The organism is Geodermatophilaceae bacterium NBWT11, from assembly GCA_014218215.1.
Classification (GTDB): Bacteria; Actinomycetota; Actinomycetes; order Mycobacteriales; family Geodermatophilaceae; genus Klenkia.
This window is the reverse complement of sequence record CP043652.1, coordinates 1,271,998-1,297,248: the sequence shown is the minus strand read 5'-3', so window position 1 is coordinate 1,297,248 and position 25,251 is coordinate 1,271,998. Positions and strand designations below refer to the sequence as shown.

Here is a 25,251-nt window from a genome sequence, read left to right as displayed (position 1 = left end):
GCTGGAGCTAGCACCCACGGTTAGCGTCGCCGGTGTGCAGAACCCGTCGGAGATCGTCAGCACCGTCCGCGACAGCGTGACCCATGCTGCCGCCTCCGCGGCGGCCGAGGCGACCACGGTGTCGACGGCGGTCAGCTCCCAGGTGGGTGACTTCATCCGCAGCCAGCGCAACACCGCCCAGGTGTCGCTGCGCGAGCTGGCCCGCACCGCCGGGGTCAGCAACCCCTACCTCTCGCAGGTGGAGCGGGGACTGCGCAAGCCGTCGGCGGAGATCCTGGCCCAGATCGCCCGGGGCCTGAAGATCTCCGCCGAGACGCTCTACGAGCAGGCCGGGATCCTCGACCGCCGGTCAGGCAACCCGGACACCGTCGCGGCCATCCGCGCCGACCTGTCCCTCTCCGAGCGCCACAAGCAGGTGCTCCTGGAGCTGTACGAGACGTACGCCCGCGAGCACGCACTGACCAACCCCGCACCGGACCCCCAGGAGGAGTCGGCATGAGCAAGCCCACCGAGACCATCAAGAGCTACGGCGAGGCCGCCGTGACCGAGGGCCGCAAGGTCGCCGACGCGCTCGTCGAGACCGGCAAGACCGGCGTGCTGGCCGCCATCGGCGCCACCGACGTCGTCGTCGACCACGCCCGATCCGTGGTCGGTTCGCTGCGGTCCAAGGCCGAGGCGCTGCCCGGCGAGGCCCAGGTCCAGGCCGATCTCGCCGCCAAGGAGGTCCGCACCCGGGCCGAGGCCGCGCGCAGCAAGGCCGGCAACGCCGGCGGTCTCGTCGGGACCGTCCGGGAGCAGGCCGCCAGCACGCTGTCCGGCCTGGCCGCCCGCGGCGAGGAGGTCGTGGAGGACCTGCGTCGCCAGCCCGGCTTCCGCTCGGTCGTCGGCCGCGCCGAGCGCGCCGTGGACACGGTCGAGGACGCCCTCGAGGACGTCCTGGACACCACCGACGAGGTCGTCGCGAAGGCCTCCGACGAGGTGACCTCGGTGGCCCAGAAGAGCGCGTCGAAGGCCTCGAAGGCGGCGAACGAGGTGACCTCGGCCGCCCAGAAGACCAAGGCACGCACCAGCAAGGCCGTCGACGAGGCCAAGGAGACGCCGGCGAAGAAGGCCCCCGCGAAGCGGGCCGCCGCCAAGCGGACCCCCGCGAAGGCCACCACCAAGGCCCCGTTGCCCCGCGCCACCGCCGTCCCGGCGAAGTCCACGGCCCCCTCGGCCTCCAGCAACGCGCCGTCGGCCTCCTCGCAGGCGCCGTCGTCCTCCAGCTCGGCGCCGTCCTCCCAGAGCTGACCGGATCGGCCCGGGGGCGGTCGGCGGCGGCTACCCTCGGGCCATGCCGGGCTTCGACAGCGCACTGTTCGCCGTCATCACCTACGCCGTGCTGGCGTTGGGCGCGTGGGCGACGGTCGACGCGATCATCCGACCGGCGCCCGGGTACGTCGCGGCCGGGAAGCTGTCCAAGCCGGCCTGGGTGGGCATCACCGCCGTCGCGACGCTGATCGTCTTCGCCTTCTCGCCGATGAGCTTCCTCGGCCTGCCGGCGATCATCGCGATCATCGTGTACCTGGTCGACGTGCGGCCGGCGCTCAAGGGCCTGCAGCAGGGCAACACCAGCTGGTGACCGAGCCGCTGCCGGAGTCCGAGGAGCAGCGGCTGCGGGCCAGCTTCGACCGCCAGGCCATGCTCGCCACCCTGGGCGCCGAGCTGGTCGAGATCAGCCACGGCCGGGCGGTGCTGGAGATGCCCAGCGATACACGCTTCTCCCAGCAGTTCGGCTACACCCACGCGGGCGCGGTCACCACGCTGGTCGACACCGCCTGCGGGTACGCGGCGCTGTCCACGATGGGCGCGGACCGGGAGGTGCTGACGGTGGACTTCACGGCCAACTTCGTCGCCCCCGCGGCGGGTGCCCGCTTCCGGGCGACGGCCACCGTGCTGCGCGCCGGCCGGACGATCGTGGTCACCCGGGGCGACGTGCACGCCCTGGACGGCGCCGGCGGGGAGAAGCTGGTGGCGGCGATGCAGGCGACCATGATGGCCGTCGCGCCGCCGCCGACCCCGCCGGTGGAACCGGTGGGCTGATCAGCCCTTGGGCATGACCACCCAGAGCACGACGTAGGCGATGAACTGCGGGCCCGGCAGGATGCAGGACACGACGGCGGCGATGCGCAGGCCGTTGCGGGAGATCCCGAACTGGCGGGCCAGGCCGGAGCACACCCCGGCGATGACCTTGTTGTTCGTGTCGCGGGCGAAGCGGCGGCTGGGAGCGGTCATGACCCGACCCTAGGGGTGGCGGCTGGGGGCCGCCTGTCAGCCGAAGACGCCGGCGGGCGGCTCGGGGGAGGGCACCGCGGTCGCGTCGTCGACCGGCACCGCGGTGCCGATGAACGTGGTCAGGTCGCGGCCGGCGACCACCCGGGCCGGCATCGGGTCACCCGCGGTGCGCCGGGTCAGGCCCGCGACGGGCAGCTCGGCGTCCGAGGCGACGGCGACGGTGTTGCCGTAGCGCCGCCCGCGCAGCGTGCCGGGCTCGGCGACCAGCAGCACGTGGGCGAAGACCCCGGCCAGCGTCGCGGCCTGGGTGCGCAGGAAGGTCAGCGGCGGGCCGTCGGAGACGTTCCAGGCGGTCACCCCGCCCGGCTTGAGCACCCGGGCGACCTGCGCGGCGAACTGCGTGCTGGTCAGGTGCGCGGGCGTGCGGGCGCCGGCGAACACGTCGACGAGGACGACGTCGGCGCTCGCGTCGTGCAACGCCTCCAGACCGGCCCGGGCGTCGGCGGCGCGCACCCGCACCCGGGCGGCGCGGGGGAGCGGCAGGTGGGCGCGCACCAGGTCGGTGAGCGGCTCGTCGAGCTCGACCACCCGCTGGCGGGACCCGGGGCGGGTCACCGCGACGTACCGGGCCAGGGTGAGCGCCCCGCCGCCGAGGTGGACGACGTCCAACGGGCTGCTGTCGTCGTCCCCGTGCAGGTCGAGCACGTGGCCCATCCGCCGGACGTACTCGAACTCCAGGTGCGCGGGGTCGTCGAGGTCGACGTGGGACTGCGGCACCCCGTCGAGCATCAGCACGTAGGAGCGCTCCCGGTCGGCGTCGCCCAGGATCTCCGCGGTGCCCCCGGCGGTGGCCACCGGACCGGGCAGCTCGGGGTGCTCCGGCGGCGGTGCGGTGCGCTTCTCGCGGCGGGCCATCAGCGGCCGCGCAGCAGGCGCTCGGCGGCGGGGTCGCCGGTCACGTCGACCTCGGCCGGGCGGCCCCAGAGCCGGCGCAGCAGGTGTTCGGCGGTACCGGTGAGGACGGCGTCGGGCTCGCTGTCGGGGTCCGCGCCGACCACGCCGTCGCGCACCGACACCGACCAGGTGGCCCCGGTGTCGGTGGCCCGGACCTGCACCGTCGCCCGGGCGTCGGCCAGCGGGGCGGTGTGCGCCCAGCGGGGGACGACGACGTGCAGCAGCTCGCCCACCCCGTCGGCGGCGAGCTCCGGGTCGACCGGTGCCTGCTCGACCCCCGCGGCGGCCTCGAGGTCCAGCCGGTGCACCAGGTGCTCGCTGGCCTGCCGGTGCGCCCAGTCGCGCGCGGTGTCGGCGGCCGGACTCATGTGCCAGGTCGGCTGGTCGGGGTCGGTGGTGCGCAGCGTGGCCACCAGCTCGGTGAGGCCGAGGGCGAACCAGCCGTGCAGGTCGTCGTGCGGCGGGTGGTGCGGCGACGGGGGCGGCGAGGTGTCTCCCGCGGCGCCGGCCCGGAGGATGCCGGTGACCCAGCGGTGCACGGTGCCCAGGTGGACGACGAGGTCGCGGGCGGTCCACTCCGGCACCCAGGGCACGGGGGCGGCGAGCCCGCCCTGCACCGGGGTGCGGCCGGTGGCCAGCAGCTCGGCGACCACCCCGAAGCGCTCGCCGTCGGAGACGACGGCGTCGACCAGACGATCCACGGGCAGGTGCACCCGGCCATCCTCGCGCAGCCGCCGGTCAGACCGGTGCGACGGCCTCCCAGCGGACGGTCGTCTCGCCGTGCCGCCAGCGCCGGCTGGAGCCCACCAGCGGCCAGCCCTGCTCGGCCAGCGCCTCGACCGAGGCCGTCCAGCGCTGCCGCGGGCCGAACGTGGAGAAGCCCGCGGCCGCGGCCCACGCGGCGTCGAAGGCCTGCAGGAACGCATGTACCGGCTGCCCGGGCACGTTGTGGTGGATCAGTGCCTTGGGCAGCCGCTCGGCCAGGTCGGAGGGCCGCTCCAGGTCCGAGGCCCGCGCGCTCAGCGTCAGGGTCAGCGGCCCGGACTCGTCCAGCGCCACCCAGGTCGCCCGGCGTCCCCACTCGTCGCAGGTGCCCTCCACGAGGAGGCCGCCGGCGCCCAGCGCCGCGCACATCGTCTGCCAGGCCCGGGCGGCGGACTCCTCGTCGTACTGGCGGAGCACGTTGAACGCCCGCACCACCACCGGCTGCAACCCGGCCAGCTCGAAGCCGCCCACCCGGAAGTCCACCCGCGGCGGGTCCCGGTCGGCCTCGACCGACGCCACCCGTTCCGGGTCGATCTCCAGGCCCACCACCTCCAGGCCGTCGACCTCGTCGCCCAGCCGGGAGACCAGCTCCAGCGTCGTCACCGCCGACGCGCCGTACCCCAGGTCGACCACCAGCGGGCGGGCCGCGTCGCGCAGCCGGGGCACCTGCGTGGCCACCAGCCAGCGGTCCACCCGGCGCAGCCGGTTGGCGTTCGTCGTCCCGCGGGTGGGCAGGCCCATCGCCCGGGCCCGTCCGGCGGCCAGCCGGGGCCGCTTGCGCGTGGGGGGCAGGACCGCCTTGGCGGTGTGGTCACTGCCGGAGTCGCTCACCGGGCCGGAGGGTAGTCGCGCGGTGGCTACCGTGGTGCCGTGCAGCTGCTGACCGGGGTCCCGCTGTCCGAGCTCACCACGCTGCGGGTCGGGGGGCCGGTCGACCGGCTCGTCGAGGTGACCACCGCCGACGAGCTGGTCGCCGCCGTCCGCGAGGCCGACGACGCCGGCCGTCCGCTGCTGGTGCTCGGCGGTGGCTCCAACGTGGTCGCCCCCGACGCCGGCTGGCCGGGGGACGTCGTCGCGGTCCGGTCGCGGGGGGTCGTCCGCACCGGCGACGCGCTCGAGGTGCAGGCCGGCGAGCCCTGGGACGACCTGGTCGCGCACACCGTCGCCGAGGGGCTGGCCGGCATCGAGGCGCTGTCGGGGATCCCGGGCAGCACCGGCGCGACCCCGGTGCAGAACGTCGGCGCCTACGGCCAGGAGGTCGCCCAGACGATCACCGCCGTGCAGGTGCTGGACCGGCGCGACGGGTCGGTGCGCACGCTGACCCCGGCCGACTGCGGGTTCGGCTACCGGGACTCCGCGCTCAAGCAGCACCCCGGCGTCTTCGTCGTCCTCACCGTGACGTTCGGGCTCCAGGCCTCGCCGCTGTCGATGCCGGTCGGCTACGCGGAACTGGCGAAGCGGCTGGGGGTGGCTCCCGGCGACCGGGCCCCGCTGGCCGACGTCCGGGCCGCCGTCGTCGAGCTCCGCCGCGGCAAGGGCATGGTGCTCGACCCGGGCGACCCCGACTCCCGCAGCGCGGGCTCGTTCTTCACCAACCCCGTGGTGCCCGCGTCGATGGCGGTCGAGGGCTGCCCGAGCTGGCCGGCCGGGGACGACGTGAAGCTGTCGGCGGCCTGGCTGGTGCAGCACGCCGGTTTCGGCCGCGGCACCCGCGACGGCCACGTGGGGACGTCGTCCCGGCACTCGTTGGCGCTCACCACCGAACCGGGCGCCACGGCCGACGAGCTGCTCGCCTTCGCCGGCCGCGTCGTCGAGGCCGTCCGGGACCGCTTCGGCGTGACCCTCGTCCCGGAGCCGACGGCGGTCCGTCCCTAGCCCTCGCGGTGCACCTTGTGCTGCGCGGCCTGGGCGCGCGGGCGGACGACCATCAGGTCGATGTTCACGTGGTGCGGGCGGGTGACGGCCCAGGCGATGCAGTCGGCGACGTCGTCGGCGACCAGCGGCTCGCGCACGCCCTGGTAGACCGCGGCGGCCTTCGCCGGGTCGCCGGTGCGGTTGAGCGCGAACTCCTCGGTCTTCACCATGCCGGGGGCGATCTCCACGATGCGCACGGGCTCGGCGACGAGCTCCAGCCGCATCGTCCCGGCCAGCGTGTGCACGCCGTGCTTGGCCGCGGTGTAGGACGCCCCGCCCTCGTAGCTGACCAGCCCGGCGGTGGAGCCGACGAACACCACGTCCCCGGCGCCCGAGGCCCGCAGCGCCGGCAGCAGCGCCTTGGTCACCCGCACGGTGCCCAGCACGTTGACCTCGAAGCTGCGCGACCAGGAGTCCAGGTCGGCCTCGGCGACGGGGGCGGCGTCGAAGGCGCCACCGGCGTTGTTGACCAGGACGTCGACGCGCTCCAGACCGGCCGCGAAGGACGCGACCGACGCGTCGTCGGTCACGTCCAGCTCGACGGCCGTGCCGCCGATCTCCTGGGCCAGCGGCATCAGCCGGTCCATCCGGCGGGCGCCCAGGACGACGGTGAACCCGTCGGCGGCCAGGCGGCGGGCGGTGGCGGCACCGATGCCGCTGGAGGCCCCGGTGACGACGGCGACCCGGCCGTCGCCGGGGAACGGGTGGGCGGAGGGGCGCGCTGTGGGGTGCTCGGCAGGCATGCCCCCAGTCTGCTGGTGCAGGATGGTGAGTCGACACCGGTGCCCGTCCGAGCGCTGGACACGAACCGGCGGGAGGAGCCACGTGCCCGCTCGCCGTCCGCTGCGCCCGGGCGTGCTCCGCTCCGGCGAGCCGCTGCTGCCCCGCCGGGTCGCCACGCTCAGCGTGCACACCAGCCCGCTGGACCAGCCCGGGGCCGGTGACGCCGGGGGCATGAACGTCTACATCGTCGAGGTCTCCCGGCGGCTGGCCGCCCGCGGCGTGGCCGTCGAGGTGTTCACCCGGGCCACCAGCTCCGACCTGCCGCCGGTCGTGGAGATGGTGCCGGGGGTGACCGTGCGGCACGTGTCGGCCGGGCCCTTCGAGGGCCTGGGCAAGGACGACCTGCCGGCCCAGCTGTGCGCCTTCACCGCCGCGGTGCTGCGCGAGGAGGCCCGGCACGAACCGGGGCACTTCGACGTCCTGCACAGCCACTACTGGCTCTCCGGGCAGGTCGGCTGGCTGGCCCGGGACCGCTGGGGCGTGCCGCTGGTGCACTCGGCGCACACGCTGGCCAAGGTCAAGAACGCAGCGCTCGCCGACGGGGACGCCCCCGAGCCCCGCGCCCGGGTGATCGGCGAGGAGCAGGTGGTCGCCGAGGCCGACCGGCTCATCGCCAACACCGCCGAGGAGGCCCGCCAGCTCGTGCGCTGGTACGACGCCGACCCGGCGCGCACCCTCGTCGTCCCGCCGGGTGTGGACCTGGAGCGGTTCTCCCCGGGTGACCGGGGGGCCGCCCGACGCGCCGTCGGGGTCGCCGACGACGCCCTGGTGCTGCTGTTCGTCGGCCGCATCCAGCCGCTGAAGGCCCCCGACGTGCTGCTGTACGCCGCGGCCCGGATGCTCGCCGACGAGCCCGCGCTGCGCGACCGGCTGCAGGTGCTGGTGGTCGGGGCCCCCAGCGGGAGCGGCCTGGCCGAGCCGCGCCAGCTGCAGGAGCTGGCGGTCTCCCTGGGCATCGCCGACGTCGTCCGGTTCGTCCCGCCGCAGGCCCCGGACTCCCTCGCCGAGCACTACCGGGCCGCCGACGTCACCGTGGTGCCCAGCCACAACGAGTCCTTCGGGCTGGTCGCGCTGGAGTCCCAGGCCTGCGCCACCCCGGTGGTGGCGGCCGCGGTCGGCGGGCTGCCCACCGCGGTCGAGGACGGCGTCTCCGGCGTCCTGGTCGACGGGCACGACCCGGCCGACTACGCCGCGGCGATCCGCAAGGTCGTCGAGCAGCGTGACGTGCTGGCACCGGGCGCCCGCCGGCACGCCGCCCGGTTCAGCTGGGACCGCACCGCGGACTCCCTGCTGGGCGCGTACTCCGCCGCGATCGTCGAGCTCGACGCCGCCCAGCAGGTCCGCTCGCCGCGGGACCGGGTGCGCGACGCCGTCCGGGCGCTCTCGGGCACCGGGGGCTCCCGGTGAGGTCGCTGGACGAGCTCGAGGCCGTCGTGGACGCCGCGCTGCGCGACGCCGAGCTGGTCTACGAGCACCCGGCGGCCGGCCGCTTCCTGGTCGACCTGCCCGGGCACAACAAGCTCACGACCGTCTGCGGGCTGATCCTGGGCGACCACGGGTTGCGCGTCGAGGCGTTCGTCTGCCGTCAGCCCGACGAGAACCGCGAGCAGCTGTGGACCTGGCTGCTGCAGCACAACGCCCGGATGTACGGCGTCAGCTACTCCGTCGACAGCGTCGGGGACGTGTACCTGACCGGTCGGCTCAGCCACGCCGCGGTGAGCGCCGAGGAGCTGGACCGGCTGCTGGGTGCGGTCCTCAGCTACGCCGACGACCACTTCAACACCATGCTGGAGATCGGCTTCGGCAGCTCCATCCGGCGCGAGTGGGACTGGCGGGTCAAGCGCGGGGAGTCCCTGCGCAACCTGGAGGCCTTCGCCGACTTCGCGCAGCGCCGTCCGGACCCCGCGCCGGAGTCGTGACCCGCACGGAGCAGCCGCCCACCGCGACGACGGGGGAGGCCCACGGGCGCCGCTGGTGGGTGCTGGTCACCATGATCGTCTGCGTCCTGGTCGTGATCATGGGGAACTCGGTGCTGAACGTGGCGCTGCCGACCCTGCAGCGCGACCTCGGCGCCACGCAGAGCCAGCTGCAGTGGGCCATCGACTCCTACATCCTGGTGTTCGCCGGGCTGCTGTTCAGCTGGGGTGTCATCGGCGACCGGATCGGCCGGCGGCGGGTGCTGTTCATCGGCCTCGCGGTGTTCTCCGTGGGCTCCCTGCTGGCCGCCTTCTCCGGCTCGGCCGGCGAGCTGATCGCCTGGCGGGCCCTGATGGGCGTCGGCGGGGCCGCCGTGCAACCGGCCACGCTGGCCGTGATCAGCAACGTCTTCCCCGCCGCCGAGCGCAGTCGGGCGATCGGGGTCTGGGCCGGGGCCGCCGGCATCGGCATCGCCGGCGGGCCGCTGGCCGGGGGCCTCGTCCTGGAGCACTACTGGTGGGGCGCGGTCTTCCTGCTCGGCATCCCGGTGGCGGCGCTGGGCGCACTCGGGGTGCTGTTCCTGGTGCCGGAGTCCCGCGACCCGGCTCCCGGCCGGCTCGACGTCCCCGGTGTGCTGATGTCGGTGGCCGGGCTGGGCGCTCTGGTGTTCGGCATCATCCGGGGTGGCGAGGGCGTCGGCTGGGGCACCCCGGGGGTGCTCGCACCGCTGCTGGGCGGGCTGCTCGTGCTCGGGGTGTTCGTGTGGTGGCAGCGCCGCACGGAGCACCCGGCCCTGGACGTGTCGCTGTTCCGGCTGCCGGCCTTCTCGGCCGCCGCGGCCGCGCTCGCGCTGAACTTCTTCGCCCTCCAGGGCGCGACGTTCTACCTCGTCTACTACCTGCAGGGCGCCCTGGGCTACTCGCCGCTGCAGTCCGGCGCCGCCCTGGTGCCGATGGCGGTGGCCATCGCCATCGCCTCCCCGCGGGCGTCCCGGCTGGCCGACCGGTTCGGCGCCAAGCTGGTCTGCGCGGCCGGGTTCGGGCTGATGGCCTCGGCGTTCGCGGCCAACCAGCTGCTCGACGTCGACCCACCGGTCTGGCTGGTGCTCGTCGTGCTGTTCGTGCAGGGCCTCGGCCTGGGCACCGTCCTCGCCCCGGCCACCGAGTCGATCATGAGCGTGGTGCCCCGGGAGAAGGCCGGCGCCGGGGGAGCGGTGAACAACACCGTCCGCCAGGTCGGTGGCGCCCTGGGCGTCGCGATCCTGGGGTCGCTGGTGGCCGGGGTCTACGCCGCCCGGCTCGGGGACGCCGTCGAGCTGCTGCCCGAGGGTGCCCGGGAGCAGGCCCGGCAGTCGGTGGTGGCCACCATCGAGGCGGTGCGGGTCGCCGGGCCGGACGCCGAGGGGCTGCTCGCCCCGGCGCGCCAGGCGTTCGTGGAGGCCATGCACGTCACGGCCGTGGGGACGGCGGCCTCGGCCGTCGTGGCCGCGGTCATCTGCCTGGTCTGGCTGCCGGGCCGTCGGGTCGAACCGGCGGGGGACCGGGGCTGACCGGCTGGCCTCCCGGCGCTCGGCCACGTACAACGGAGGAGGTCGTCCCACCCGCGGCCGTCACCACCGAGGAGGACCGATGGCCGCCCGATCCCGCCGACCGCTGCTGCGCGCCACCCTCGGCGACCACCTCGCCGGGGAGGTCGACCCGATCGCCGCGGTCGAGGCCGCCCGCGGGGTCGCCTTCGCCCTGGTCGACCGGGCCCGCGACACCGACGACCCCGAGGTCACCCGCCGGCTGGTCACCCTGGCCGACGACGAGGGCCTCGACGAGCTCGCCGAGCTGTGGGCCGACAGCCCGCCGGTGTCGCTGCCCGGTGCGCTGTGGCGGCTGTACCTGCTGCGTGCCTGGGTGCAGCGCGACCCGGTCGCCGCGGCCCGCCAGTTCGAGGCCGGCCGGGGCCGGGTGCTGCCCCGCGAGGTCGTCGCCGGGCTGGCCGACCCGCCGGGTCCCGACGGCGTGCGCGACCTCGCCGACGCGGTGCTCACCGGGGTGTTCGAGGGTGACCTCGACGTCGCCCTGGACCGGGCCGCGGCGTTCTGCTGGGTGGTCGCCGGTGGGCGGGCCGCGCTGGCCGACGAGCTCGACGACACCGACTCCGCGGCCGCCGACCGGGTGACCCGCGGCGGGCACGCGCTGGGGCGCACCGCCGAGCAGCTCGCCGCCACGGCCCGCCGCTGGCGGGCCGGCACCCTGGGCTGAGTCCGGTGGATCCGCGCCAGCAGGCCGCCCGGGAGCGCACCCGGGCGCTGACCGGCGTGGTGCTGGCCTCCGCGCTGGCCTACCCGCTGCTGTGGTGCGCGGTGCGCTCGGCCTTCGCCCAGTTCGCCACCGGTGACGACGGCGCGGCCGTGGTCTACGGCGTGCTGACCGTGGCGCTGTGCGTGGCGGTCGTCGGCGTCGTCCGCTGGAGCACCGGGCGGCGGGTGCGCAGCGTCTGGCTGCTGGTCGGGCTGGTGCCTCCGGCGCTGCTGGAGCTCTGGCTGGCCTGGCCGCTCCTGACCGGCTGAGCGTCGGGCAGGATGGTCCCGTGACCGATACCGGGACTCTCGTGTTGCTCCGCCACGGCGAGAGCGAGTGGAACAAGGCCAACCTGTTCACCGGCTGGGTGGACGTCGAGCTGTCGGAGAAGGGCCGCGCCGAGGCCGCCCGCGGGGGCGAGCTGCTGGCCGCCGAGGGCCTGCTGCCCGACGTGCTGCACACCTCGCTGCTGAAGCGGGCGATCACCACCGCCGAGCTGGCGCTGGCCGCCGCCGACCGGCAGTGGATCCCGGTGACCCGCTCCTGGCGGCTCAACGAGCGGCACTACGGCGCGCTGCAGGGCAAGGACAAGGCCGCCACCCTCGCCGAGTACGGCGAGGAGCAGTTCATGACCTGGCGGCGCAGCTACGCCACCCCGCCGCCGCCCATCGACGCCGGCGACGAGTACAGCCAGGACGCCGACCCGCGCTACGCCTTCCTGCCCCCGGAGGCCCGGCCGGCCACCGAGTGCCTGGCCGACGTCGTCGTCCGGATGCTGCCGTACTGGTACGACGCGATCGTCCCGGACCTGCGGGCGGGGAAGACCGTGCTGGTCACCGCGCACGGCAACAGCCTGCGGGCGCTGGTCAAGCACCTCGACGGCATGGGCGACGACGAGGTCGTGGGGCTGAACATCCCTACCGGTGTGCCGCTGCGCTACGACCTGGACGCCGACCTGAGGCCGACCACCCCCGGCGGCCGCTACCTCGACCCCGACGCCGCTGCTGCCGCCATCGAGGCCGTCGCGAACCAGGGGAAGAAGTAGAGGACCCCCCCGGCCCCCGCGCAGGGGCCCGCGCTGAGCTTGCGAAGCGTGGGGGGCGCGGGGGTCCTTCAGTCAGCTCGCGATGGGGAGGGGGCGCTCGCCGGTCACGAGGTAGACGACCCGGCGGGCGACGCTGACGGCGTGGTCGGCGAAGCGCTCGTAGTAGCGGCCCAGCAGGGTGATGTCGATGGCCGACTCGATGCCGTGCGGCCAGTCGTCGCTGAGCAGCTCGCGGAAGAGCTGCTGGTGGTTGCGGTCCATCAGGTCGTCGTCGGCCTCGAGGCGGACGGCGGCCTCGACGTCGCGCTTGGCGATGATCGTGCCGGCCTGGGCGACGAGGCTCTCGGCGATGTGGCCCATGTCCAGGAAGACCGGGCGGACCTCCTGCGGCACCGCGTGGTCGGGGAAGCGCATCCGGGCGACCTTGGCGATGTGCTGGGCGAGGTCGCCCATCCGCTCCAGGTCCTGCACGGTGGCCATCGCGGTGGTGATGGCGCGCAGGTCGGTGGCCACCGGCTGCTGGCGGGCCAGCAGGGTGAAGCACCGGTCGTCGACGTTCTCCCGCACGGCGTCGATGTGCGCGTCGCCGGCGATCACGAGGTCGGCCAGGGCCACGTCGGCGTCGAGCAGGGCGGTGGTGGCCTTGCTCATCGCCGAGCCCACCGAGTTGGTCATCTCGACCAGCTGGGCGTTGATGTCGTCGAGCTCTTCGCGGTAGCTGTCCCGCATGGTCCCCTCCAGCACGCGGCCCGTTCGCCGCGTCGTCACCGGCGCGGCGCACCCCGGTCTGGGTGCCTCCGTCGCGCCTGGGGCCAGGATAGGGAGGGCGGGGCACCGCTGTCGGGCCTCGCAGGTGAACGACCGGACACGCGCCCGTGAACACCTCCCCCCGGTGGGGGTGCGCGGGCCGGATCCGGGGCAGGACGGGGCCCGGAGCGGCCTAGCATCGATCCCGTGCACCCGCTGCTGTGGCTGGCGCTCGGCCTGCTGCTGGGCGGGGTGACCGTCGGCCTCCTCGTCGCCCGCTCCCGTCCCGTGGGTGCCGGGCCGCCCACGTCGCCGGTCGACGAGCCCGACCCGGCGCCCCCGGTCGCCGTCCTGAGCCGCCGGCTGGTGGACCTGATGGACCCCGCGGTCGTGCTGCTCGACGCCGCCGACGAGGTGGTCCTGGCCAACCCGTCGGCCCGCGCGCTGGGCATCGTCCGGGGCACCCGGCTCCTGGTCCCGGGTCTGCTGACCATCGCCCAGGACGTGCGCGGGGGCAGCAGCTGCCGGGCCGACGTCCAGCTGCCCGGTGACCTCGTGGGCTCCGGCCCTCGGATGGTGGGCGTGCACGGCGTCCGGCTGGGCGGAGGCCCTGCGCTGGAGCCCGGCCCGGTCGCCCTGGTGCTGCAGGACGTCACCGAGGCCCGCCGGGTCGAGGCGGTCCGCCGCGACTTCGTCGCGAACGTCGGGCACGAGCTGAAGACGCCGGTCGGGGCGCTCGCGCTGCTGGCCGAGGCCACCCAGGGTGCCGCCGACGATCCGGAGACGGTGCAGCGCTTCGCCGCCCGGATGACCCACGAGGCCGACCGGCTGGCCCGGCTGGTCCGCGAGCTGATCGACCTGTCCCGGCTCCAGGGCGCCGAGCCGCTGCCCGACCTGGCCCCCGTCGAGGTCTCCACCGTCGTCGCCGAGGCCGTGGACCGCACCCGGCTGGCCGCGGCCGCCAAGGGCATCGACCTGGCCGTCGGGGAGCAGGAGGGCCTGGTCGTGCGCGGGGTGGAGGCCCAGCTGGCCACCGCGGTGACCAACATGCTGGCCAACGCGGTGGCCTACTCCCCGGACGCCACGAAGATCGCCGTGGGCACCCGGGCCCGCTCCGGGTTCGCCGAGATCGCGGTGACCGACTCCGGCATCGGGATCCCGCGCGCGGACCGCGCCCGGGTGTTCGAGCGCTTCTACCGGGTCGACCAGTCGCGGGCCAGCGCCACCGGCGGCACCGGGCTCGGGCTGGCGATCGTCAAGCACGTGGCCACCAACCACGGTGGCTCGGTGACGGTGTGGAGCGAGGAGGGCCTGGGGTCGACGTTCACCCTGCGCATCCCGCTGGCCCCCGTGGAGCCCGCCGAGACGACCACCGCACCCACCGACGACCAGGCGGGCCGGTCGGTCGACCGGGTCGCCGCCCTGCGAGCTGCCGTCGGAGCGACCCCCGTGGGTCACGCCGACGCCGAACCGAGTTCCCCGAGAGGACGGTCATGACCCGAGTGCTGGTCGTGGAGGACGAGGAGTCCTTCTCCGACGCGTTGTCCTACATGCTGCGCCGTGAGGGGTACGAGGCGGTCGTCGCCGCCAACGGCATCGACGCCCTGGCCGAGTTCGACCGCAACGGCGCCGACATCGTGCTGCTGGACCTCATGCTGCCCGGGCTGTCGGGCACCGAGGTGTGCCGCACCATGCGCTCCAAGAGCGCGGTGCCGATCATCATGCTGACCGCCAAGGACACCGAGATCGACAAGGTCGTGGGCCTGGAGCTCGGGGCCGACGACTACGTCACCAAGCCCTACTCCGCGCGGGAGCTGCTGGCCCGCATCCGCGCGGTGCTGCGCCGGGGCACCGACACCGAGCAGGTCGGTGAGGCCACGCTGGGCGCCGGCCCCGTGCGGATGGACGTCGAACGTCACACCGTGGCCGTGGACGGCGAGCCGGTCTCCCTGCCGCTCAAGGAGTTCGACCTCCTGGAGCTGCTGCTCCGCAACGCGGGCCGGGTGCTCACCCGCGGGCAGCTCATCGACCGGGTCTGGGGCTCGGACTACGTGGGCGACACCAAGACCCTCGACGTCCACGTCAAGCGGTTGCGCGCCAAGATCGAGCCCGACCCCGCCACCCCGAAGTGGCTGGTGACGGTGCGGGGGCTCGGCTACAAGTTCGAGGCGTGAAGGACCCCCTCGCCCCCCACGACGTGCTCCGCACGCCGCGGGTCCCTGCGAGGGGGCCGTTCCATCGGGCTGCGGTTACTTGCCGCGGCCGGTCTCTTCCTGGAGCTCGTCGATCTTGATCGAGGCGTCGGCCTTGCTGATGTCGGTGGGGACGTCCTCACCGGCCTGCTGGGCCAGCGTCGACAGGTAGCTCTTCTGCGCACCGGTGGCGGGCTCATCGCCGGTCACCCAGTCGTTGGGGTCCTTCTCGGCGGTGGGGTCACCGGGCTGGCCGGTGTTGACCTTCGACTCTGATTCGCTCATGTGTTCGAGGCTAGGCGGGTACCGGGGAGTCCGCGCGGTGAGCGCCCGCGGGCTGCGGGGCCCGGCCCCGGGCGGTGCAGGACAGCCGCGCCCGGGCCTCCTCGATGCGCCGTCCGGTGAGGTAGACGTGGCTCTGCCCGCACGGGCACGCGACCGCCACGGCGACCACGCCGGGACGGGTCCGGGGGTCGGCGACCGGGCGCACCCGACGGTCGGCGACCAGCTGGTCGGAGTGGGTCACGGGGCAGGTGATCAGCAGCATGGGAGCAGCCTGGCGCGGTCCGGCCGGGACCAGAAGTGGCAGGAACGACCACGATCGTCGATTTCCTGCCATGCTCTGCCGCATGAGCGACCCGCGTCCCCTGGTGGTGAGCGTCCTGGCCGGCAACGGCACGCTCGGGGCCTTCGGGCTGGGCTCGGCCAGCGAGGTGTTCGGCTACGACCACACCCGCTTCGGCCTGCCGCGCTTCGACTACGCGCTGGTGGCCGAGGTGCCGGGCCTGGTCCGCACCGACACCGGCCTGACCGTGGTCGTCGAGCACGGGCTGGACCGCCTGGCAGTCTCCGACGTCGTGGTGGTGACCGCCCGGCACGACGAGGAGGCGCCCTGCCCGCCCGCGGTGCTCGACGCGTTGCGCGCGGTCCACGCCCGCGGCGGCCAGCTGATCAGCCACTGCAGCGGCGCCTTCGTGCTGGCCGAGGCCGGCCTGCTGGACGGCCTGCGGGCCACCACGCACTGGCGGATGGCCGGTGACCTGGCTGCCCGGTTCCCCGCCGTCGACGTCGACCCCCGGGTGCTCTACGTCGACGAGGGGTCGGTCATCACCGGGGCCGGCACGGCCGCCGGGGTCGACGCCCTGCTGCACTGGGTGCGCCGCGAGTACGGGCCGGGACCGGCCAACGCGCTGGCCCGGGAGATGGTCGTGCCCCCGCACCGGGACGGCGGGCAGGCCCAGTACGTCGACACCCCGGTGGCCCGGTGCGAGGACGACCTGCTGGGCGTCGTCCTGGGGTGGGCCCAGGCGCACCTGGCCGAGGAGATCACCGTCGACGGCCTGGCCCGCCGGGCGCTGATGAGCCCGCGCACCTTCGCCCGCCGCTTCAAGGCCACCACCGGGACGACGCCGCACGCCTGGTTGCTGGACCAGCGGCTGGGCGCGGCCGAGACGCTGCTGACCGACTCCGACGCACCGGTGGAGGAGGTGGCCCGGCTGGTCGGCTTCGGCACCGCGGCCGGGTTGCGCGAGCAGTTCGCCCGCCGCCGGGGGATCAGCCCGCGGGCCTACCGGCAGGCCTTCCGCACCCGGCTGGGCTCAGGTGGTGGGTCGGCGCCGGTGGACCTGGACCGGCACCGGGCGGGGGCTGGCGGGGTGCGGGGCGATCAGGCCGAGGTCCAGGCGGGCCTCGGTCAGCCGGCGTAGCTCGGCGTAGGCGGGCCTGCCCAGGAGCTCGGTGAGCTCGGCGGCGTAGGTCAGCACCAGCGGCTCGGGCGCGACGTGGGCCAGCGGTGACCCGGTGCACCACCAGTGCAGGTCGGCGCCGCCGGGGCCCCAGCCGCGACGGTCGAACTCCCCGATGCTGCTCACCAGCACCCGGGTGTCGTCGGGGCGGTCCACCCACTCCTGCTCGCGGCGCACCGGCAGCTGCCAGCACACGTCGGGCTTGGTCTCCAGCGGGTGCCGGCCGGTGCGCTCGGCCAGCCCGTGCAGCGCGCAGCCCCCGCCGCCGGGGTGGTCGGCCCGGTTGAGGAACACGCAGGCGCCGTCCACCACCCGGGTGCGCAGCGCCTGCTCCCCGTCGTCCTCGAGCTCGTCGGGCTCGGTCCAGTCCGCGCCCCACTCCGGGCGACGCTGCCAGTCGGCGTCGGTCAGCTCGGCGACGGCCGCGGTGACCCGCTCCAGGTCGTCGGTGTCGGTGAAGAACGCGCCGTGGTTGCAGCACCCGTCCTCGGCCCGCCCGGCGACCACCCCTGCGCAGCCCCGGCCGTAGACGCAGGTCCACGCCGAGGTCAGCCAGGTCAGGTCGGCACGCACCCGGTGGTCGGGGTCGGCCGGGTCGGTGAACTCCACCCACTCCCGGGCGAAGTCCGGCCCGACCTCACCGCTCACGTCGTCCTCGGGCACCGGTCCAGTCCACCACGTGCGGGCCGGCGCCCGGCCACCCGGCAGACTGTCCGACCATGCGGCTGGGAGTGCTCGACGTCGGTTCGAACACGGTGCACCTCCTCGTGGTGGACGCCCACCGCGGCGCCCACCCGACCCCGGCGCACGACGACAAGTCGGTGCTGCGGCTCTCCGAGCACGTCGGGGACGACGGAGTGCTGTCCAAGGCGGGGGAGAAGGCGCTGCTGGCCGCCGTCCGCCGGGCCCGGCAGGTCGCCGACGAGCAGGGCTGCGAGGAGCTGCTGGCCTTCGTCACCTCGGCCATCCGGGAGGCCTCCAACGGCCCGCGGGTGCTCGAGCGGGTGCGCGAGGCCACCGGCGTCGACCTGCAGGTGCTCACCGGGGAGGACGAGGCGCGGCTGACCTTCCTCGCCGTCCGCCGCTGGTTCGGGTGGAGCGCGGGCCGGCTGCTGGCCCTGGACATCGGCGGCGGCTCGCTGGAGCTGGCCACCGGCATCGACGAGGACCCCGACGTCGCCCTGTCGCTGCCCCTGGGCGCCGGCCGGATGACCCGCCGGTTCCTGCCCTCGGCGCACGGCGGCGGCACCCCGAGCTTGGAGGCCCTCGCCGAGCTCGACGCGCACGCCTCCCGCCTGCTCGCCCCGGCGGCCCGGCGGCTGGCCGCGGCCGGGCCCCCCGATCTCGTGGTCGCCACCTCGAAGACCTTCCGCACGCTGGCCCGGCTGACCGGGGCCGCGCCCTACTCGGCCGGCCTCCGGGTGCCCCGCCAGATGAGCGCGGTGAGCCTCGGGCAGCTGGTCGGGTTCGTCTCCCGGATCGACGCCGGGGCCCTGTCGCAGCTGCAGGGCGTCTCGGTCGACCGGGCCCACCAGGTCGCGGCCGGGGCGGTCGTGGCCCGGGCGGCGCTGCGGGCGGTCGACGTCCCGTTCGTGGCAATCTGCCCCTGGGCGTTGCGCGAGGGCATCATCCTGCGCCGACTGGACGCACTGGAGGGCGCGTGAGCGATCCCGTGGACCACTCGGTCCGCTCCCTGGCCGAGATCCTGCGTGAGCACGGCCTGGAGTCCGAGGCGGGCACCCGGCCGGGTACGTCGGGCCCACCCGCGGGACGGCGCCGCCGCCCGGGTGAGGGGTCGGCCAGGCCCCCGGTCTCCGGCGGGGACCGGCGCACGGGCGACCGCCGCGGCGGCGGCCGCCGGGCGGACGACGAGGCCACCCCCGCGGGCCCGGCAGCCGAGCCCGCGCCACCCCGTGTCGGTCGACGCAAGACCGACGTCGACCTCCCCGAGCCGGTCGCCCCCGGACAGGGCGTGCTCTTCGAGAGCGGGCCCACCACGGCCGCCATCCCCGGCCTGCGCCCCTCCCGCACCCCCGGGGTGCCCGGTGGCGTGGGGTCGCGGTCCGGTGCGCCCGACCTGGCCTCGACCGGTCCGATCCCCAAGGTCGTGCTGCCGGCGGCCGAGGAGGAGCGCGAACCGCTCACGGGGAGGCAGTCGGCGCTGGCCTGGGCCCGCTTCGCCGCGGAGCTGCTGGTGGCCGTCGGGGTCGGCATCGGCGTCTACTACCTGTTCACCGTGCTCTGGGAGCTCCTGCCCTACCTGGCGGCGGTCGCCGCCCCGGTGGTCGTCACCGGGCTGGTCGGTGGGGTCGCCACCTGGCGGGCGAGGCAGAAGCAGCCGCCGCTGGAGACCCGGGTGCTGCTCGTGCTGCTGTTCGCCGGCACCCTGCTGGCGGTGGTGCCCGCGGCCGGGTTGCTCTCGGGCACCTGACCGGCCCCCGCTAGCGTCTGCGCGTGACCAGCGCACCCACCCCCGCACCCGGCCGCACCGGACTCGCCGTCGTCGGCGGCGGGAAGATCGGCGAGGCCCTCGTGTCCGGCCTGGTCCGGCGTCCCGGCGCCGCCGCGGGCATCGTCGTCGTCGAGCGCAGCCCCCAGCGGGCCGCCGAGCTCGTCGAGCGGCACGGCATCCGCGCGATGGACCTCGCCGCGGCCGCCGCGGCCAGCAGGGTGCTGCTGCTGGCGGTCAAGCCGCAGGACGTCGACACCCTGCTGGGCCTGCTGGCCCCGCACGTGGACGGCGACCACCTCGTCGTCTCCGTCGCCGCCGGCGTCCCGACCGCCCGGATCGAGGCCGCCCTGCCCCCGGGCACGCCGGTCGTGCGCGTCATGCCCAACACCCCGGCGCTGGTCGACGAGGGCATGAGCGTGCTGTCGGCCGGGGCGCACGCCGACGAGACCCACCTGGACGAGGCCGAGGCGCTGCTGTCGGCAGTCGGCCAGGTGCGCCGGGTGCCGGAGTCCCAGCAGGACGCGGTCACCGCGCTGTCGGGCAGCGGCCCGGCCTACTTCTTCTTCCTCGTCGAGGCGATGATCGACGCCGGGATCCTGCTCGGCCTGCCGCGCACGCTGGCCGCGGACCTGATCGTGCAGACCGCCCTGGGCGCGGCGACCATGCTGCGGGACTCCGGGGAGCACCCGGTGCAGCTGCGCGAGGCGGTCACGAGCCCCGGCGGGACCACGATCGCGGCCATCCGCGAGCTCGAGCGGCACGGGGTGCGGGCCGCCCTGATCGCCGCCATCGAGGCCGCCCACGACCGCTCGGTCGAGCTCGGTCGCTGAGCCCGATCGGGGGTCGTCCGAGGGGGTGACGGGGACGGCCGTCGGTCTCTACGCCCCTCGACACCCGTCCGTGGGGCTGCGACACGCCCGAGTGGCACGTGGTGCGGTTGTTTTCGAGCGAACCGCTCCGTCCTCACCCGTGGTGAACATGTGACAGCAGTCCGTCCAGACCGGCACAATCCTGTCGCCACCGAGCGTCATGACGACGTGTCGACCCGGCAACGACGCGCCGTCAGGGGGTGACCACGCTCTGTCGTGTCGACATGTGCCCAGGACGGACCGGTCCGCTTGTCCGCTTCACCCATCGCATCTGTCCCAACCGCCCCCTAACGTCTCTTCCAGCACGTACGTGTCCCGTCCGCCGGTGGGGAAGCCGGCGGCCCGATTCGTGCCAGGTAGCGGAGATGAACAGATGACCATGCCCCAGCGCAGCACCGGCTACAACGCCCGTCCCGCTCAGCCCGGCCCGCGACCCGTCGCCCGCCCGGTCTCGGCTGCGTCGGTCGCCCGTCCCGTGCCTGCAGCCCACCCGGCCGCCGGCCCGGTCAACCGCCAGGCCCCTGCGGCCCCGCAGCGGTCGGCCGTCACGTTCCTCACCGTCGCCGAGGTCGCCGCGATGATGCGGGTCTCCAAGATGACGGTGTACCGCCTGGTGCACGGTGGCGAGCTCTCGGCCGTCCGCGTCGGCCGGTCCTTCCGCGTGCCCGAGCGCGCCGTGCAGGACTACCTGCGCGACGCGTACACCGACATCGCCTGAGGAAGGACCCCTCCGCCCCCCGACCGAGGCTCCGTGCCGGCCGGGACCCTGCGGAGGGGCCGGGGCCGAGGGCCCCAGGTAGGCTCGGTCGCTGAACGCCGTGCCCCCACCGGGGGCGGCGTCACGAGCGGAACACCCTCGCGCGGTGCCCGGCGTGACCTCCGGGTCGCTCGTCGGGTGCCGGCGACCACGACGTCGGGAGCATCACATGGGTTCGGTCATCAAGAAGCGCCGCAAGCGGATGGCGAAGAAGAAGCACCGCAAGCTGCTGAAGAAGACGCGCGTCCAGCGTCGCAACAAGAAGTGAGCTGACGCTCGTGCCGCCCGCGGTCGTGCTCGTCACCGGTGTGAGCCGGTGGCTGGGCGGGGCGCTGGCGGCCGAGCTGGCGGCCGACCCCTCGATCGAGCGGGTCATCGGGGTGGACTCCGTGCCCCCCGGCCCCGAGGCGCTCCGTCGCCTCGGGCGCACCGAGTTCGTGCGTGCCGACATCCGCAACCCGCTGATCGGCAAGGTCATCGCCTCGGCGTCGGTCGACACCGTCGTGCACATGAACATCAGCTCCACCCCGGGCGGCTCCGGCGGGCGCACGTCGATGAAGGAGCTCAACGTCATCGGCACGATGCAGCTGCTGGCCGCCTGCCAGCGCGCGCCCTCCGTCCGGCGCCTGGTGCTCAAGTCCACCAGTGCGGTCTACGGCGCCAGCCCCCGCGACCCCGCGGTGTTCACCGAGTCCATGCAGGCCCGCCGGGTGCCCGGTGGTGGCTTCGCCAAGGACAGCCTGGACATCGAGGGCTACGTCCGGTCCTTCACCCGCCGGCGGCCCGAGGTCGACGTCGCCGTGCTGCGGTTCACCAACTTCATCGGCCCGCGGATCGACTCGCTGCTCACCGGCTTCCTGCGGATGCCCGTGGTGCCGACCGCGCTGGGCTTCGACGCCCGCGTCCAACTGCTCCACGAGGACGACGCCGTGGCCGTGCTGGTGCGGGCCACCACCGGGGACTTCGCCGGGACGGTCAACGTCGGCGCCCCCGGCACCGTGCTGCTCTCCCAGGCGATCCGCCGGCTGGGCCGGGTCGCGTTGCCGCTGCCCAGTGCGGCGATGGGGCCGCTGGGCCGGCTCACCCGCCAGGCCGGGATCACCGACTACTCCCCGGAGCAGATGCGCTTCCTCAACTTCGGCCGGGTCGTCGACACCCGGGTGCTGCGCGAGGAGTTCGGCTACACCCCGCGCTTCACCACCGAGCAGGCCCTGGCCGACTACGCCCGCACCGTCGCCCCCGTCGTGCGGCCCGAGCTGGTCGGCGGCGTCGCGGCCGCGGCCGAGCACGTGGTCGGGCAGGTGGCCACCCTCCTCGACGACGTCGGCTCGCTCGCCGGCGGGCGTCGTCGCCCCGGCACCCCGGTCGCCGCCGGGCTCCGGGCGGTGCGCGATGCCTGAGGCCCGCGTCATCCGGTTGCACCCCGACGGCCCGGAGCCCCCGCCCGAGCCGGCCCCGCCCGGCAAGGGCTGGGACGCCCACGTCGCCGGCGGGCTGGAGTTCCTCCGCCGCCGGCTCACCGGGGAGTACGCCACCGACGAGTTCGGGTTCGACCCCGACCTCGCCGACCACCTGCTCATGCCGGTGCTGCGCCCGCTGTTCGAGAAGTGGTTCCGGGTCGAGGTGCTCGGCCTGGAGAACGTGCCCGACGTCGGGGGCGCCCTGGTCGTCGCCAACCACTCCGGCACCATCCCGGTCGACGCGCTGATGACCACCGTCGCGCTGCACGACGAGCACCCCGCCGAGCGCCGCTTCCGGCTGCTGGGTGCCGACCTGGTGTTCCAGGTGCCCTTCATCGGTGCGATGGCCCGCAAGCTCGGCGCGACGCTGGCCTGCAACGAGGACGCCGAACGGCTGCTCTCGGAGGGCGAGCTCGTCGGGGTCTTCCCCGAGGGGTTCAAGGGCGTGGGCAAGCCCTTCAGCGAGCGGTACACCCTGCAGCGCTTCGGCCGCGGCGGGTTCGTCACCGCCGCCCTGCGCACCGGGGCGCCGATCGTGCCGTGCGCCATCGTCGGGGCCGAGGAGATCTACCCGATGATCGGCAACGCCAAGACCGTCGCCCGGGTGCTCGGCCTCCCCTACTTCCCGGTCACCCCGACGTTCCCGCTGCTGGGCCCCGCCGGGCTGGTGCCGTTGCCGTCGAAGTGGTTCATCGCCTTCGGCGAGCCGATCGAGACCGCGCACTTCGGCCCGAACGCCGCCGAGGACCCGATGCTGGTCTTCAACCTCACCGACCAGGTGCGCGAGACCATCCAGCACTCGCTCTACCAGCTGCTCCTCAAGCGCCGGTCGGTCTTCAGCTAGAACGGCCAGACGTTGCGCCGGCGCAGCGCCAGCAGGCCGCTGACCGCGCCGCCGCCGAGGGCCGCCGCACCCAGGGTGGGGACGCCGATGCGCGCCGCCTTGCGGCCGGTGCGGAAGTCCTTGACCACCCAGCCGCGGGACCGGGCGACCGCCTTGAGCTCGGCGTCGGGGTTCACCGCGACCGCGGTGCCCACCAGGGACAGCATGGGCAGGTCGTTGGAGGAGTCGCTGTAGGCGGTGCAGCGACGCAGGTCCAGGCCCTCCCGCTCGGCCAGCGCCCGCACCGCCTGCGCCTTGGCCTCGTGGTGCATCAGCTCACCGACCAGCCGGCCGGTGTAGGCGCCGTCCACCACCTCGGAGACCGTGCCCAGGGCGCCGGTCAGGCCCAGCCGGTGGGCGATGATCGAGGCCAGCTCGATCGGGGTCGCGGTGACCAGCCAGACCCGCTGACCGGCGTCGAGGTGTTGCTGGGCCAGCAGCCGGGTGCCGGCCCAGATGCGGTCGGCCATCAGCTCGTCGTAGATCTCCTCGCCGGCGTCGACGATCTCGACCACCGTCTTCCCGGCGATGAAGGCCAGTGCGTTGTCGCGCACGGTGTGCAGGTCGATGGCCTGCTCGCTGCCGGCCACCCGGAACTTGGCCTGCTGCCAGACGAAGGAGGCCACGTCGCGGCCGGTGAAGTACTTGCGGGCGGCCAGGCCACGGGCGAACCAGAACAGCGAGGCGCCCATCATCATCGTGTTGTCGCAGTCGAAGAACGCCGCCGCGGTGGGGTCGGGCTCGGCGGCCGCGGGGGGCTCGACCTCCGTGGCCGCCGCCGCGGCGGCCCCGGCGACGAGGGCGCGGGTCTCCTCGTCCTCGATCAGCGCCGGCGTGCGGGCGCGGGTTCCGCGGAAGGGGACTCGAGCCACCGGTGGACCCCCTGGGACTGTCGGGACGGACGGACGGTCGACCGGGGACGACCCTAGCGGCAGCCGACCGTCACCAGCGGGGGCAGGCAGGCCTCGATCGGGCCCACCGGGGGCAGCTCGACCAGCGCGCCACCCGAGGTCGTGGGGACCGCGGTGGGGACCGGGACCGGGAGGGGCAGCCCGGCCGTCGGCGCGGACGACGTCGGGGCGGCGGGAGCAGCCGTGGTGGGTGCCGGTGAGCCGGCGCCACCGGTCCCGCCGGCGCCGCCGCCCTGACCGCCCCCGGTGCTCGCAGCGCCCCCGGAGGTGGGGGCCGCGGTCGGGGCCGCCGTCCCGGGCGCGGGGGCCGCGGTGCTCGGGGCGACCGAGCCGGGCACCGGGGCCGTGGTGGTCGAGGTGGCCGGCCCGGTGGCGCTGACGCAGGCGCTGGGGACGGGACCCAGGGCATCGCTGCCGGCGGTGACCGGGCCGCCGGGGCAGTCCAGGGCGGCCAGGAGGGCGGTGGCCCGGGCGGCCACCTGGGAGACGATCTGCCGGGATTCGCTGACCTCGGTCACCGCGGCCTCGGGCACCGAGGGCTGGAGCGCGTCGAGCCCGCTGCGCTGGCCGTCCGCCCAGTCCGACAGCACGCCGAAGGAGGCCCGGTCCTGGGCCTGCAGGGCGTAGGTGGTGAGCGCCGAGGCGCCCTCCCGGGTCTGGTCGTCCATGGTGTCGAGCACGCTGGTCACGGTGGCCGCGTCCAGGCCGCCGGCGGCCAGCACGACGTCGGGACCGTCGGCCGTCGGGGCGGCCGCGGGCAGGGCACCGGCCTCGCCGGCGGCCAGCTCGCCGAGCTCCTGGAGCCGGGTCGAGGCGAAGCCCAGCAGGGTGAGCCCGCGCTCGGAGTCCGAGGCGAGCGCGAGCTGGGTCTGCTCGGTGCCCCGCTTGAGGTCGTAGAGCAGGTCGCCGGGCTCGGCGCCCTGCGCCAGGGCCACCACACCGCCCAGTGCGGCGACGGTCAGCGAGGCACCGGCCAGCCCCGCGGTGAGGCGGGTCCGCCACGGCGACGCGGGTGCGTCGACGGCGCGGCGGGCCAGGACCCGCTGCGCCAGGGTCGGTGCGGGCTCCGGCGTGCGGACGGCGGCCATGGCCACGAGCCGGGCCCGCTGGGCCGACCGGACGTCGGCCTCGAGGTCGGGGGCGTCCCGGGAGAGCAGCGCCAGCCGCGTCAGCAGGGCGTCGGCGGGCGTGACCGGGCCGTCCCCGGCCTCGACCGTGGGTCCCTCCTGCGCGCCGTGCCTCACTGCCGTCCTCCGTCTGCCCCGTGCAGCCCCGAGGGGGCCGTCACCAGG

31 protein-coding genes and 1 pseudogene are annotated in these 25,251 nt (G+C 75.3%); 21 read left to right on the top strand and 11 right to left on the bottom strand.

Annotated elements, in window-relative coordinates; translation table 11 throughout:
- The first annotated feature begins 34 nt into the window (after positions 1 to 34).
- The 4 genes and pseudogenes from F1C76_06200 to F1C76_06185 all read left to right on the top strand — a co-directional run bounded on the left by F1C76_06200 (position 35) and on the right by F1C76_06185 (position 2,082).
- The gene (locus F1C76_06200; protein ID QNG36234.1) at positions 35 to 499 is read left to right on the top strand and encodes a helix-turn-helix transcriptional regulator; all 465 of its coding nucleotides are present in this window, start codon (positions 35 to 37) and stop codon (positions 497 to 499) included.
- A gap of 41 nt (positions 500 to 540) precedes the next feature.
- A pseudogene (locus F1C76_06195) lies at positions 541 to 1,200 on the top strand (hypothetical protein).
- A 133-nt stretch (positions 1,201 to 1,333) separates the two neighbouring features.
- Positions 1,334 to 1,621, top strand: coding sequence for a DUF2516 family protein (locus F1C76_06190; GenBank protein ID QNG36233.1), 288 nt, complete (start codon positions 1,334 to 1,336; stop codon positions 1,619 to 1,621).
- A 59-nt stretch (positions 1,622 to 1,680) separates the two neighbouring features.
- Positions 1,681 to 2,082, top strand: coding sequence for a PaaI family thioesterase (locus F1C76_06185; protein ID QNG39049.1), 402 nt, complete (start codon positions 1,681 to 1,683; stop codon positions 2,080 to 2,082).
- Here F1C76_06185 and F1C76_06180 read toward each other — a convergent pair whose 3' ends face one another.
- From F1C76_06180 to F1C76_06165, 4 genes are read right to left on the bottom strand one after another with little or no spacing between them, the layout of a single operon-like run.
- Positions 2,083 to 2,274, bottom strand: a complete 192-nt coding sequence (locus F1C76_06180) for a PspC domain-containing protein (GenBank protein ID QNG36232.1) — start codon at positions 2,272 to 2,274, stop codon at positions 2,083 to 2,085.
- Positions 2,275 to 2,310: 36 nt separating this feature from the next.
- Positions 2,311 to 3,189: a methyltransferase domain-containing protein gene (locus F1C76_06175; GenBank protein QNG36231.1), complete on the bottom strand. Its 879-nt coding sequence runs from the start codon at positions 3,187 to 3,189 to the stop codon at positions 2,311 to 2,313.
- Complete coding sequence (locus tag F1C76_06170; GenBank protein QNG36230.1) at positions 3,189 to 4,154, bottom strand: maleylpyruvate isomerase family mycothiol-dependent enzyme; 966 nt, start codon at positions 4,152 to 4,154, stop codon at positions 3,189 to 3,191. Before F1C76_06170 ends, F1C76_06175 begins: the two co-directional genes overlap by 1 nt.
- Positions 3,967 to 4,824: a class I SAM-dependent methyltransferase gene (locus F1C76_06165; protein QNG36229.1), complete on the bottom strand. Its 858-nt coding sequence runs from the start codon at positions 4,822 to 4,824 to the stop codon at positions 3,967 to 3,969. Before F1C76_06165 ends, F1C76_06170 begins: the two co-directional genes overlap by 188 nt.
- 39 nt (positions 4,825 to 4,863) lie before the next feature.
- Here F1C76_06165 and F1C76_06160 point away from each other — a divergent pair, with 39 nt between their 5' ends.
- On the top strand, positions 4,864 to 5,868 hold the full coding sequence (locus F1C76_06160) for a UDP-N-acetylmuramate dehydrogenase (protein ID QNG36228.1): 1,005 nt from the start codon (positions 4,864 to 4,866) through the stop codon (positions 5,866 to 5,868).
- On the opposite strand, the gene F1C76_06155 is transcribed toward F1C76_06160, so the two are convergent.
- On the bottom strand, positions 5,865 to 6,650 hold the full coding sequence (locus tag F1C76_06155; GenBank protein ID QNG36227.1) for an SDR family oxidoreductase: 786 nt from the start codon (positions 6,648 to 6,650) through the stop codon (positions 5,865 to 5,867). The genes F1C76_06160 and F1C76_06155 overlap by 4 nt on opposite strands.
- A 22-nt stretch (positions 6,651 to 6,672) precedes the next feature.
- Between F1C76_06155 and mshA the strand changes: the two genes are divergently transcribed.
- The 6 genes from mshA to F1C76_06125 all read left to right on the top strand — a co-directional run bounded on the left by mshA (position 6,673) and on the right by F1C76_06125 (position 11,943).
- Positions 6,673 to 8,097: a D-inositol-3-phosphate glycosyltransferase gene (gene mshA, locus F1C76_06150; GenBank protein ID QNG36226.1), complete on the top strand. Its 1,425-nt coding sequence runs from the start codon at positions 6,673 to 6,675 to the stop codon at positions 8,095 to 8,097.
- Positions 8,094 to 8,609 (top strand): YbjN domain-containing protein, encoded by a 516-nt coding sequence (locus F1C76_06145; protein ID QNG36225.1) that lies wholly within the window; start codon positions 8,094 to 8,096, stop codon positions 8,607 to 8,609. The genes mshA and F1C76_06145 overlap by 4 nt, the downstream gene beginning before the upstream one ends.
- A 71-nt stretch (positions 8,610 to 8,680) precedes the next feature.
- Positions 8,681 to 10,156 (top strand): MFS transporter, encoded by a 1,476-nt coding sequence (locus tag F1C76_06140; protein ID QNG39048.1) that lies wholly within the window; start codon positions 8,681 to 8,683, stop codon positions 10,154 to 10,156.
- Positions 10,157 to 10,235: 79 nt separating this feature from the next.
- Positions 10,236 to 10,859, top strand: coding sequence for a hypothetical protein (locus F1C76_06135; protein QNG36224.1), 624 nt, complete (start codon positions 10,236 to 10,238; stop codon positions 10,857 to 10,859).
- Positions 10,860 to 10,864: 5 nt separating this feature from the next.
- Complete coding sequence (locus F1C76_06130) at positions 10,865 to 11,167, top strand: hypothetical protein (protein ID QNG36223.1); 303 nt, start codon at positions 10,865 to 10,867, stop codon at positions 11,165 to 11,167.
- 20 nt (positions 11,168 to 11,187) lie between these two features.
- Positions 11,188 to 11,943, top strand: a complete 756-nt coding sequence (locus F1C76_06125) for a phosphoglyceromutase (GenBank protein QNG36222.1) — start codon at positions 11,188 to 11,190, stop codon at positions 11,941 to 11,943.
- Between the two features lie 72 nt (positions 11,944 to 12,015).
- On the opposite strand, the gene phoU is transcribed toward F1C76_06125, so the two are convergent.
- On the bottom strand, positions 12,016 to 12,672 hold the full coding sequence (phoU, locus tag F1C76_06120; GenBank protein ID QNG36221.1) for a phosphate signaling complex protein PhoU: 657 nt from the start codon (positions 12,670 to 12,672) through the stop codon (positions 12,016 to 12,018).
- A gap of 225 nt (positions 12,673 to 12,897) precedes the next feature.
- On the opposite strand from phoU, the gene F1C76_06115 reads away from it, so the two are divergent.
- Positions 12,898 to 14,187, top strand: coding sequence for a two-component sensor histidine kinase (locus tag F1C76_06115; protein ID QNG36220.1), 1,290 nt, complete (start codon positions 12,898 to 12,900; stop codon positions 14,185 to 14,187).
- A complete protein-coding gene (locus F1C76_06110; protein ID QNG36219.1) occupies positions 14,184 to 14,864 on the top strand; it encodes a response regulator transcription factor in 681 nt (226 codons plus the stop codon). The genes F1C76_06115 and F1C76_06110 overlap by 4 nt, the downstream gene beginning before the upstream one ends.
- A 75-nt stretch (positions 14,865 to 14,939) precedes the next feature.
- On the opposite strand, the gene F1C76_06105 is transcribed toward F1C76_06110, so the two are convergent.
- Both F1C76_06105 and F1C76_06100 read right to left on the bottom strand, forming a co-directional pair.
- Entirely contained in the window at positions 14,940 to 15,167 is a 228-nt protein-coding gene (locus tag F1C76_06105; protein ID QNG36218.1) for a DUF3072 domain-containing protein, read from the bottom strand.
- Positions 15,168 to 15,177: 10 nt separating this feature from the next.
- Complete coding sequence (locus F1C76_06100) at positions 15,178 to 15,429, bottom strand: hypothetical protein (protein ID QNG36217.1); 252 nt, start codon at positions 15,427 to 15,429, stop codon at positions 15,178 to 15,180.
- Positions 15,430 to 15,511: 82 nt separating this feature from the next.
- Between F1C76_06100 and F1C76_06095 the strand changes: the two genes are divergently transcribed.
- On the top strand, positions 15,512 to 16,588 hold the full coding sequence (locus F1C76_06095) for a helix-turn-helix domain-containing protein (protein QNG36216.1): 1,077 nt from the start codon (positions 15,512 to 15,514) through the stop codon (positions 16,586 to 16,588).
- Here F1C76_06095 and F1C76_06090 read toward each other — a convergent pair.
- Positions 16,481 to 17,290 (bottom strand): hypothetical protein, encoded by an 810-nt coding sequence (locus F1C76_06090; protein ID QNG36215.1) that lies wholly within the window; start codon positions 17,288 to 17,290, stop codon positions 16,481 to 16,483. The genes F1C76_06095 and F1C76_06090 overlap by 108 nt on opposite strands.
- Before the next feature lie 56 nt (positions 17,291 to 17,346).
- Between F1C76_06090 and F1C76_06085 the strand changes: the two genes are divergently transcribed.
- From F1C76_06085 to F1C76_06055, 7 genes are all read left to right on the top strand, one after another.
- Entirely contained in the window at positions 17,347 to 18,291 is a 945-nt protein-coding gene (locus tag F1C76_06085; GenBank protein ID QNG36214.1) for a hypothetical protein, read from the top strand.
- Positions 18,288 to 19,058 carry a hypothetical protein gene (locus F1C76_06080; protein QNG36213.1) on the top strand — a complete coding sequence of 257 codons (771 nt, stop codon included), beginning with the start codon at positions 18,288 to 18,290 and terminating at the stop codon, positions 19,056 to 19,058. Before F1C76_06085 ends, F1C76_06080 begins: the two co-directional genes overlap by 4 nt.
- 23 nt (positions 19,059 to 19,081) lie before the next feature.
- Positions 19,082 to 19,909 (top strand): pyrroline-5-carboxylate reductase, encoded by an 828-nt coding sequence (proC, locus tag F1C76_06075; protein QNG36212.1) that lies wholly within the window; start codon positions 19,082 to 19,084, stop codon positions 19,907 to 19,909.
- 418 nt (positions 19,910 to 20,327) lie between these two features.
- Positions 20,328 to 20,666, top strand: coding sequence for a helix-turn-helix domain-containing protein (locus F1C76_06070; protein QNG39047.1), 339 nt, complete (start codon positions 20,328 to 20,330; stop codon positions 20,664 to 20,666).
- 208 nt (positions 20,667 to 20,874) lie between these two features.
- Complete coding sequence (locus F1C76_06065) at positions 20,875 to 20,973, top strand: AURKAIP1/COX24 domain-containing protein (GenBank protein ID QNG39046.1); 99 nt, start codon at positions 20,875 to 20,877, stop codon at positions 20,971 to 20,973.
- A gap of 10 nt (positions 20,974 to 20,983) precedes the next feature.
- Positions 20,984 to 22,105 carry an NAD-dependent epimerase/dehydratase family protein gene (locus F1C76_06060; GenBank protein ID QNG36211.1) on the top strand — a complete coding sequence of 374 codons (1,122 nt, stop codon included), beginning with the start codon at positions 20,984 to 20,986 and terminating at the stop codon, positions 22,103 to 22,105.
- Positions 22,098 to 23,009: an acyltransferase family protein gene (locus F1C76_06055; GenBank protein QNG36210.1), complete on the top strand. Its 912-nt coding sequence runs from the start codon at positions 22,098 to 22,100 to the stop codon at positions 23,007 to 23,009. Before F1C76_06060 ends, F1C76_06055 begins: the two co-directional genes overlap by 8 nt.
- Here the strand turns inward: F1C76_06055 and F1C76_06050 are convergent.
- Both F1C76_06050 and F1C76_06045 read right to left on the bottom strand, forming a co-directional pair.
- Complete coding sequence (locus tag F1C76_06050; GenBank protein QNG36209.1) at positions 23,006 to 23,920, bottom strand: HAD-IB family hydrolase; 915 nt, start codon at positions 23,918 to 23,920, stop codon at positions 23,006 to 23,008. The genes F1C76_06055 and F1C76_06050 overlap by 4 nt on opposite strands.
- Positions 23,921 to 23,973: 53 nt before the next feature.
- The gene (locus F1C76_06045) at positions 23,974 to 25,203 is read right to left on the bottom strand and encodes a hypothetical protein (GenBank protein ID QNG36208.1); all 1,230 of its coding nucleotides are present in this window, start codon (positions 25,201 to 25,203) and stop codon (positions 23,974 to 23,976) included.
- Positions 25,204 to 25,251: the final 48 nt, after the last annotated feature.

Bases quoted from the DNA above. Each gene is read 5' to 3' on its own strand.
- F1C76_06190 (QNG36233.1), top strand. From the start codon at position 1,334: ATGCCGGGCTTCGACAGCGCACTGTTCGCCGTCATCACCTACGCCGTG.
- F1C76_06185 (QNG39049.1), top strand. From the start codon at position 1,681: ATGCTCGCCACCCTGGGCGCCGAGCTGGTCGAGATCAGCCACGGCCGG.
- F1C76_06180 (QNG36232.1), bottom strand. From the start codon at position 2,274: ATGACCGCTCCCAGCCGCCGCTTCGCCCGCGACACGAACAACAAGGTC.
- F1C76_06175 (QNG36231.1), bottom strand. From the start codon at position 3,189: ATGGCCCGCCGCGAGAAGCGCACCGCACCGCCGCCGGAGCACCCCGAG.
- F1C76_06170 (QNG36230.1), bottom strand. From the start codon at position 4,154: ATGCGTTCCTGCAGGCCTTCGACGCCGCGTGGGCCGCGGCCGCGGGCT.
- F1C76_06155 (QNG36227.1), bottom strand. From the start codon at position 6,650: ATGCCTGCCGAGCACCCCACAGCGCGCCCCTCCGCCCACCCGTTCCCC.
- mshA (QNG36226.1), top strand. From the start codon at position 6,673: ATGGTGAGTCGACACCGGTGCCCGTCCGAGCGCTGGACACGAACCGGC.
- F1C76_06140 (QNG39048.1), top strand. From the start codon at position 8,681: ATGATCGTCTGCGTCCTGGTCGTGATCATGGGGAACTCGGTGCTGAAC.
- F1C76_06135 (QNG36224.1), top strand. From the start codon at position 10,236: ATGGCCGCCCGATCCCGCCGACCGCTGCTGCGCGCCACCCTCGGCGAC.
- phoU (QNG36221.1), bottom strand. From the start codon at position 12,672: ATGCGGGACAGCTACCGCGAAGAGCTCGACGACATCAACGCCCAGCTG.
- F1C76_06110 (QNG36219.1), top strand. From the start codon at position 14,184: ATGACCCGAGTGCTGGTCGTGGAGGACGAGGAGTCCTTCTCCGACGCG.
- F1C76_06105 (QNG36218.1), bottom strand. From the start codon at position 15,167: ATGAGCGAATCAGAGTCGAAGGTCAACACCGGCCAGCCCGGTGACCCC.
- F1C76_06100 (QNG36217.1), bottom strand. From the start codon at position 15,429: ATGCTGCTGATCACCTGCCCCGTGACCCACTCCGACCAGCTGGTCGCC.
- F1C76_06095 (QNG36216.1), top strand. From the start codon at position 15,512: ATGAGCGACCCGCGTCCCCTGGTGGTGAGCGTCCTGGCCGGCAACGGC.
- F1C76_06085 (QNG36214.1), top strand. From the start codon at position 17,347: ATGCGGCTGGGAGTGCTCGACGTCGGTTCGAACACGGTGCACCTCCTC.
- F1C76_06070 (QNG39047.1), top strand. From the start codon at position 20,328: ATGCCCCAGCGCAGCACCGGCTACAACGCCCGTCCCGCTCAGCCCGGC.
- F1C76_06065 (QNG39046.1), top strand. From the start codon at position 20,875: ATGGGTTCGGTCATCAAGAAGCGCCGCAAGCGGATGGCGAAGAAGAAG.
- F1C76_06055 (QNG36210.1), top strand. From the start codon at position 22,098: ATGCCTGAGGCCCGCGTCATCCGGTTGCACCCCGACGGCCCGGAGCCC.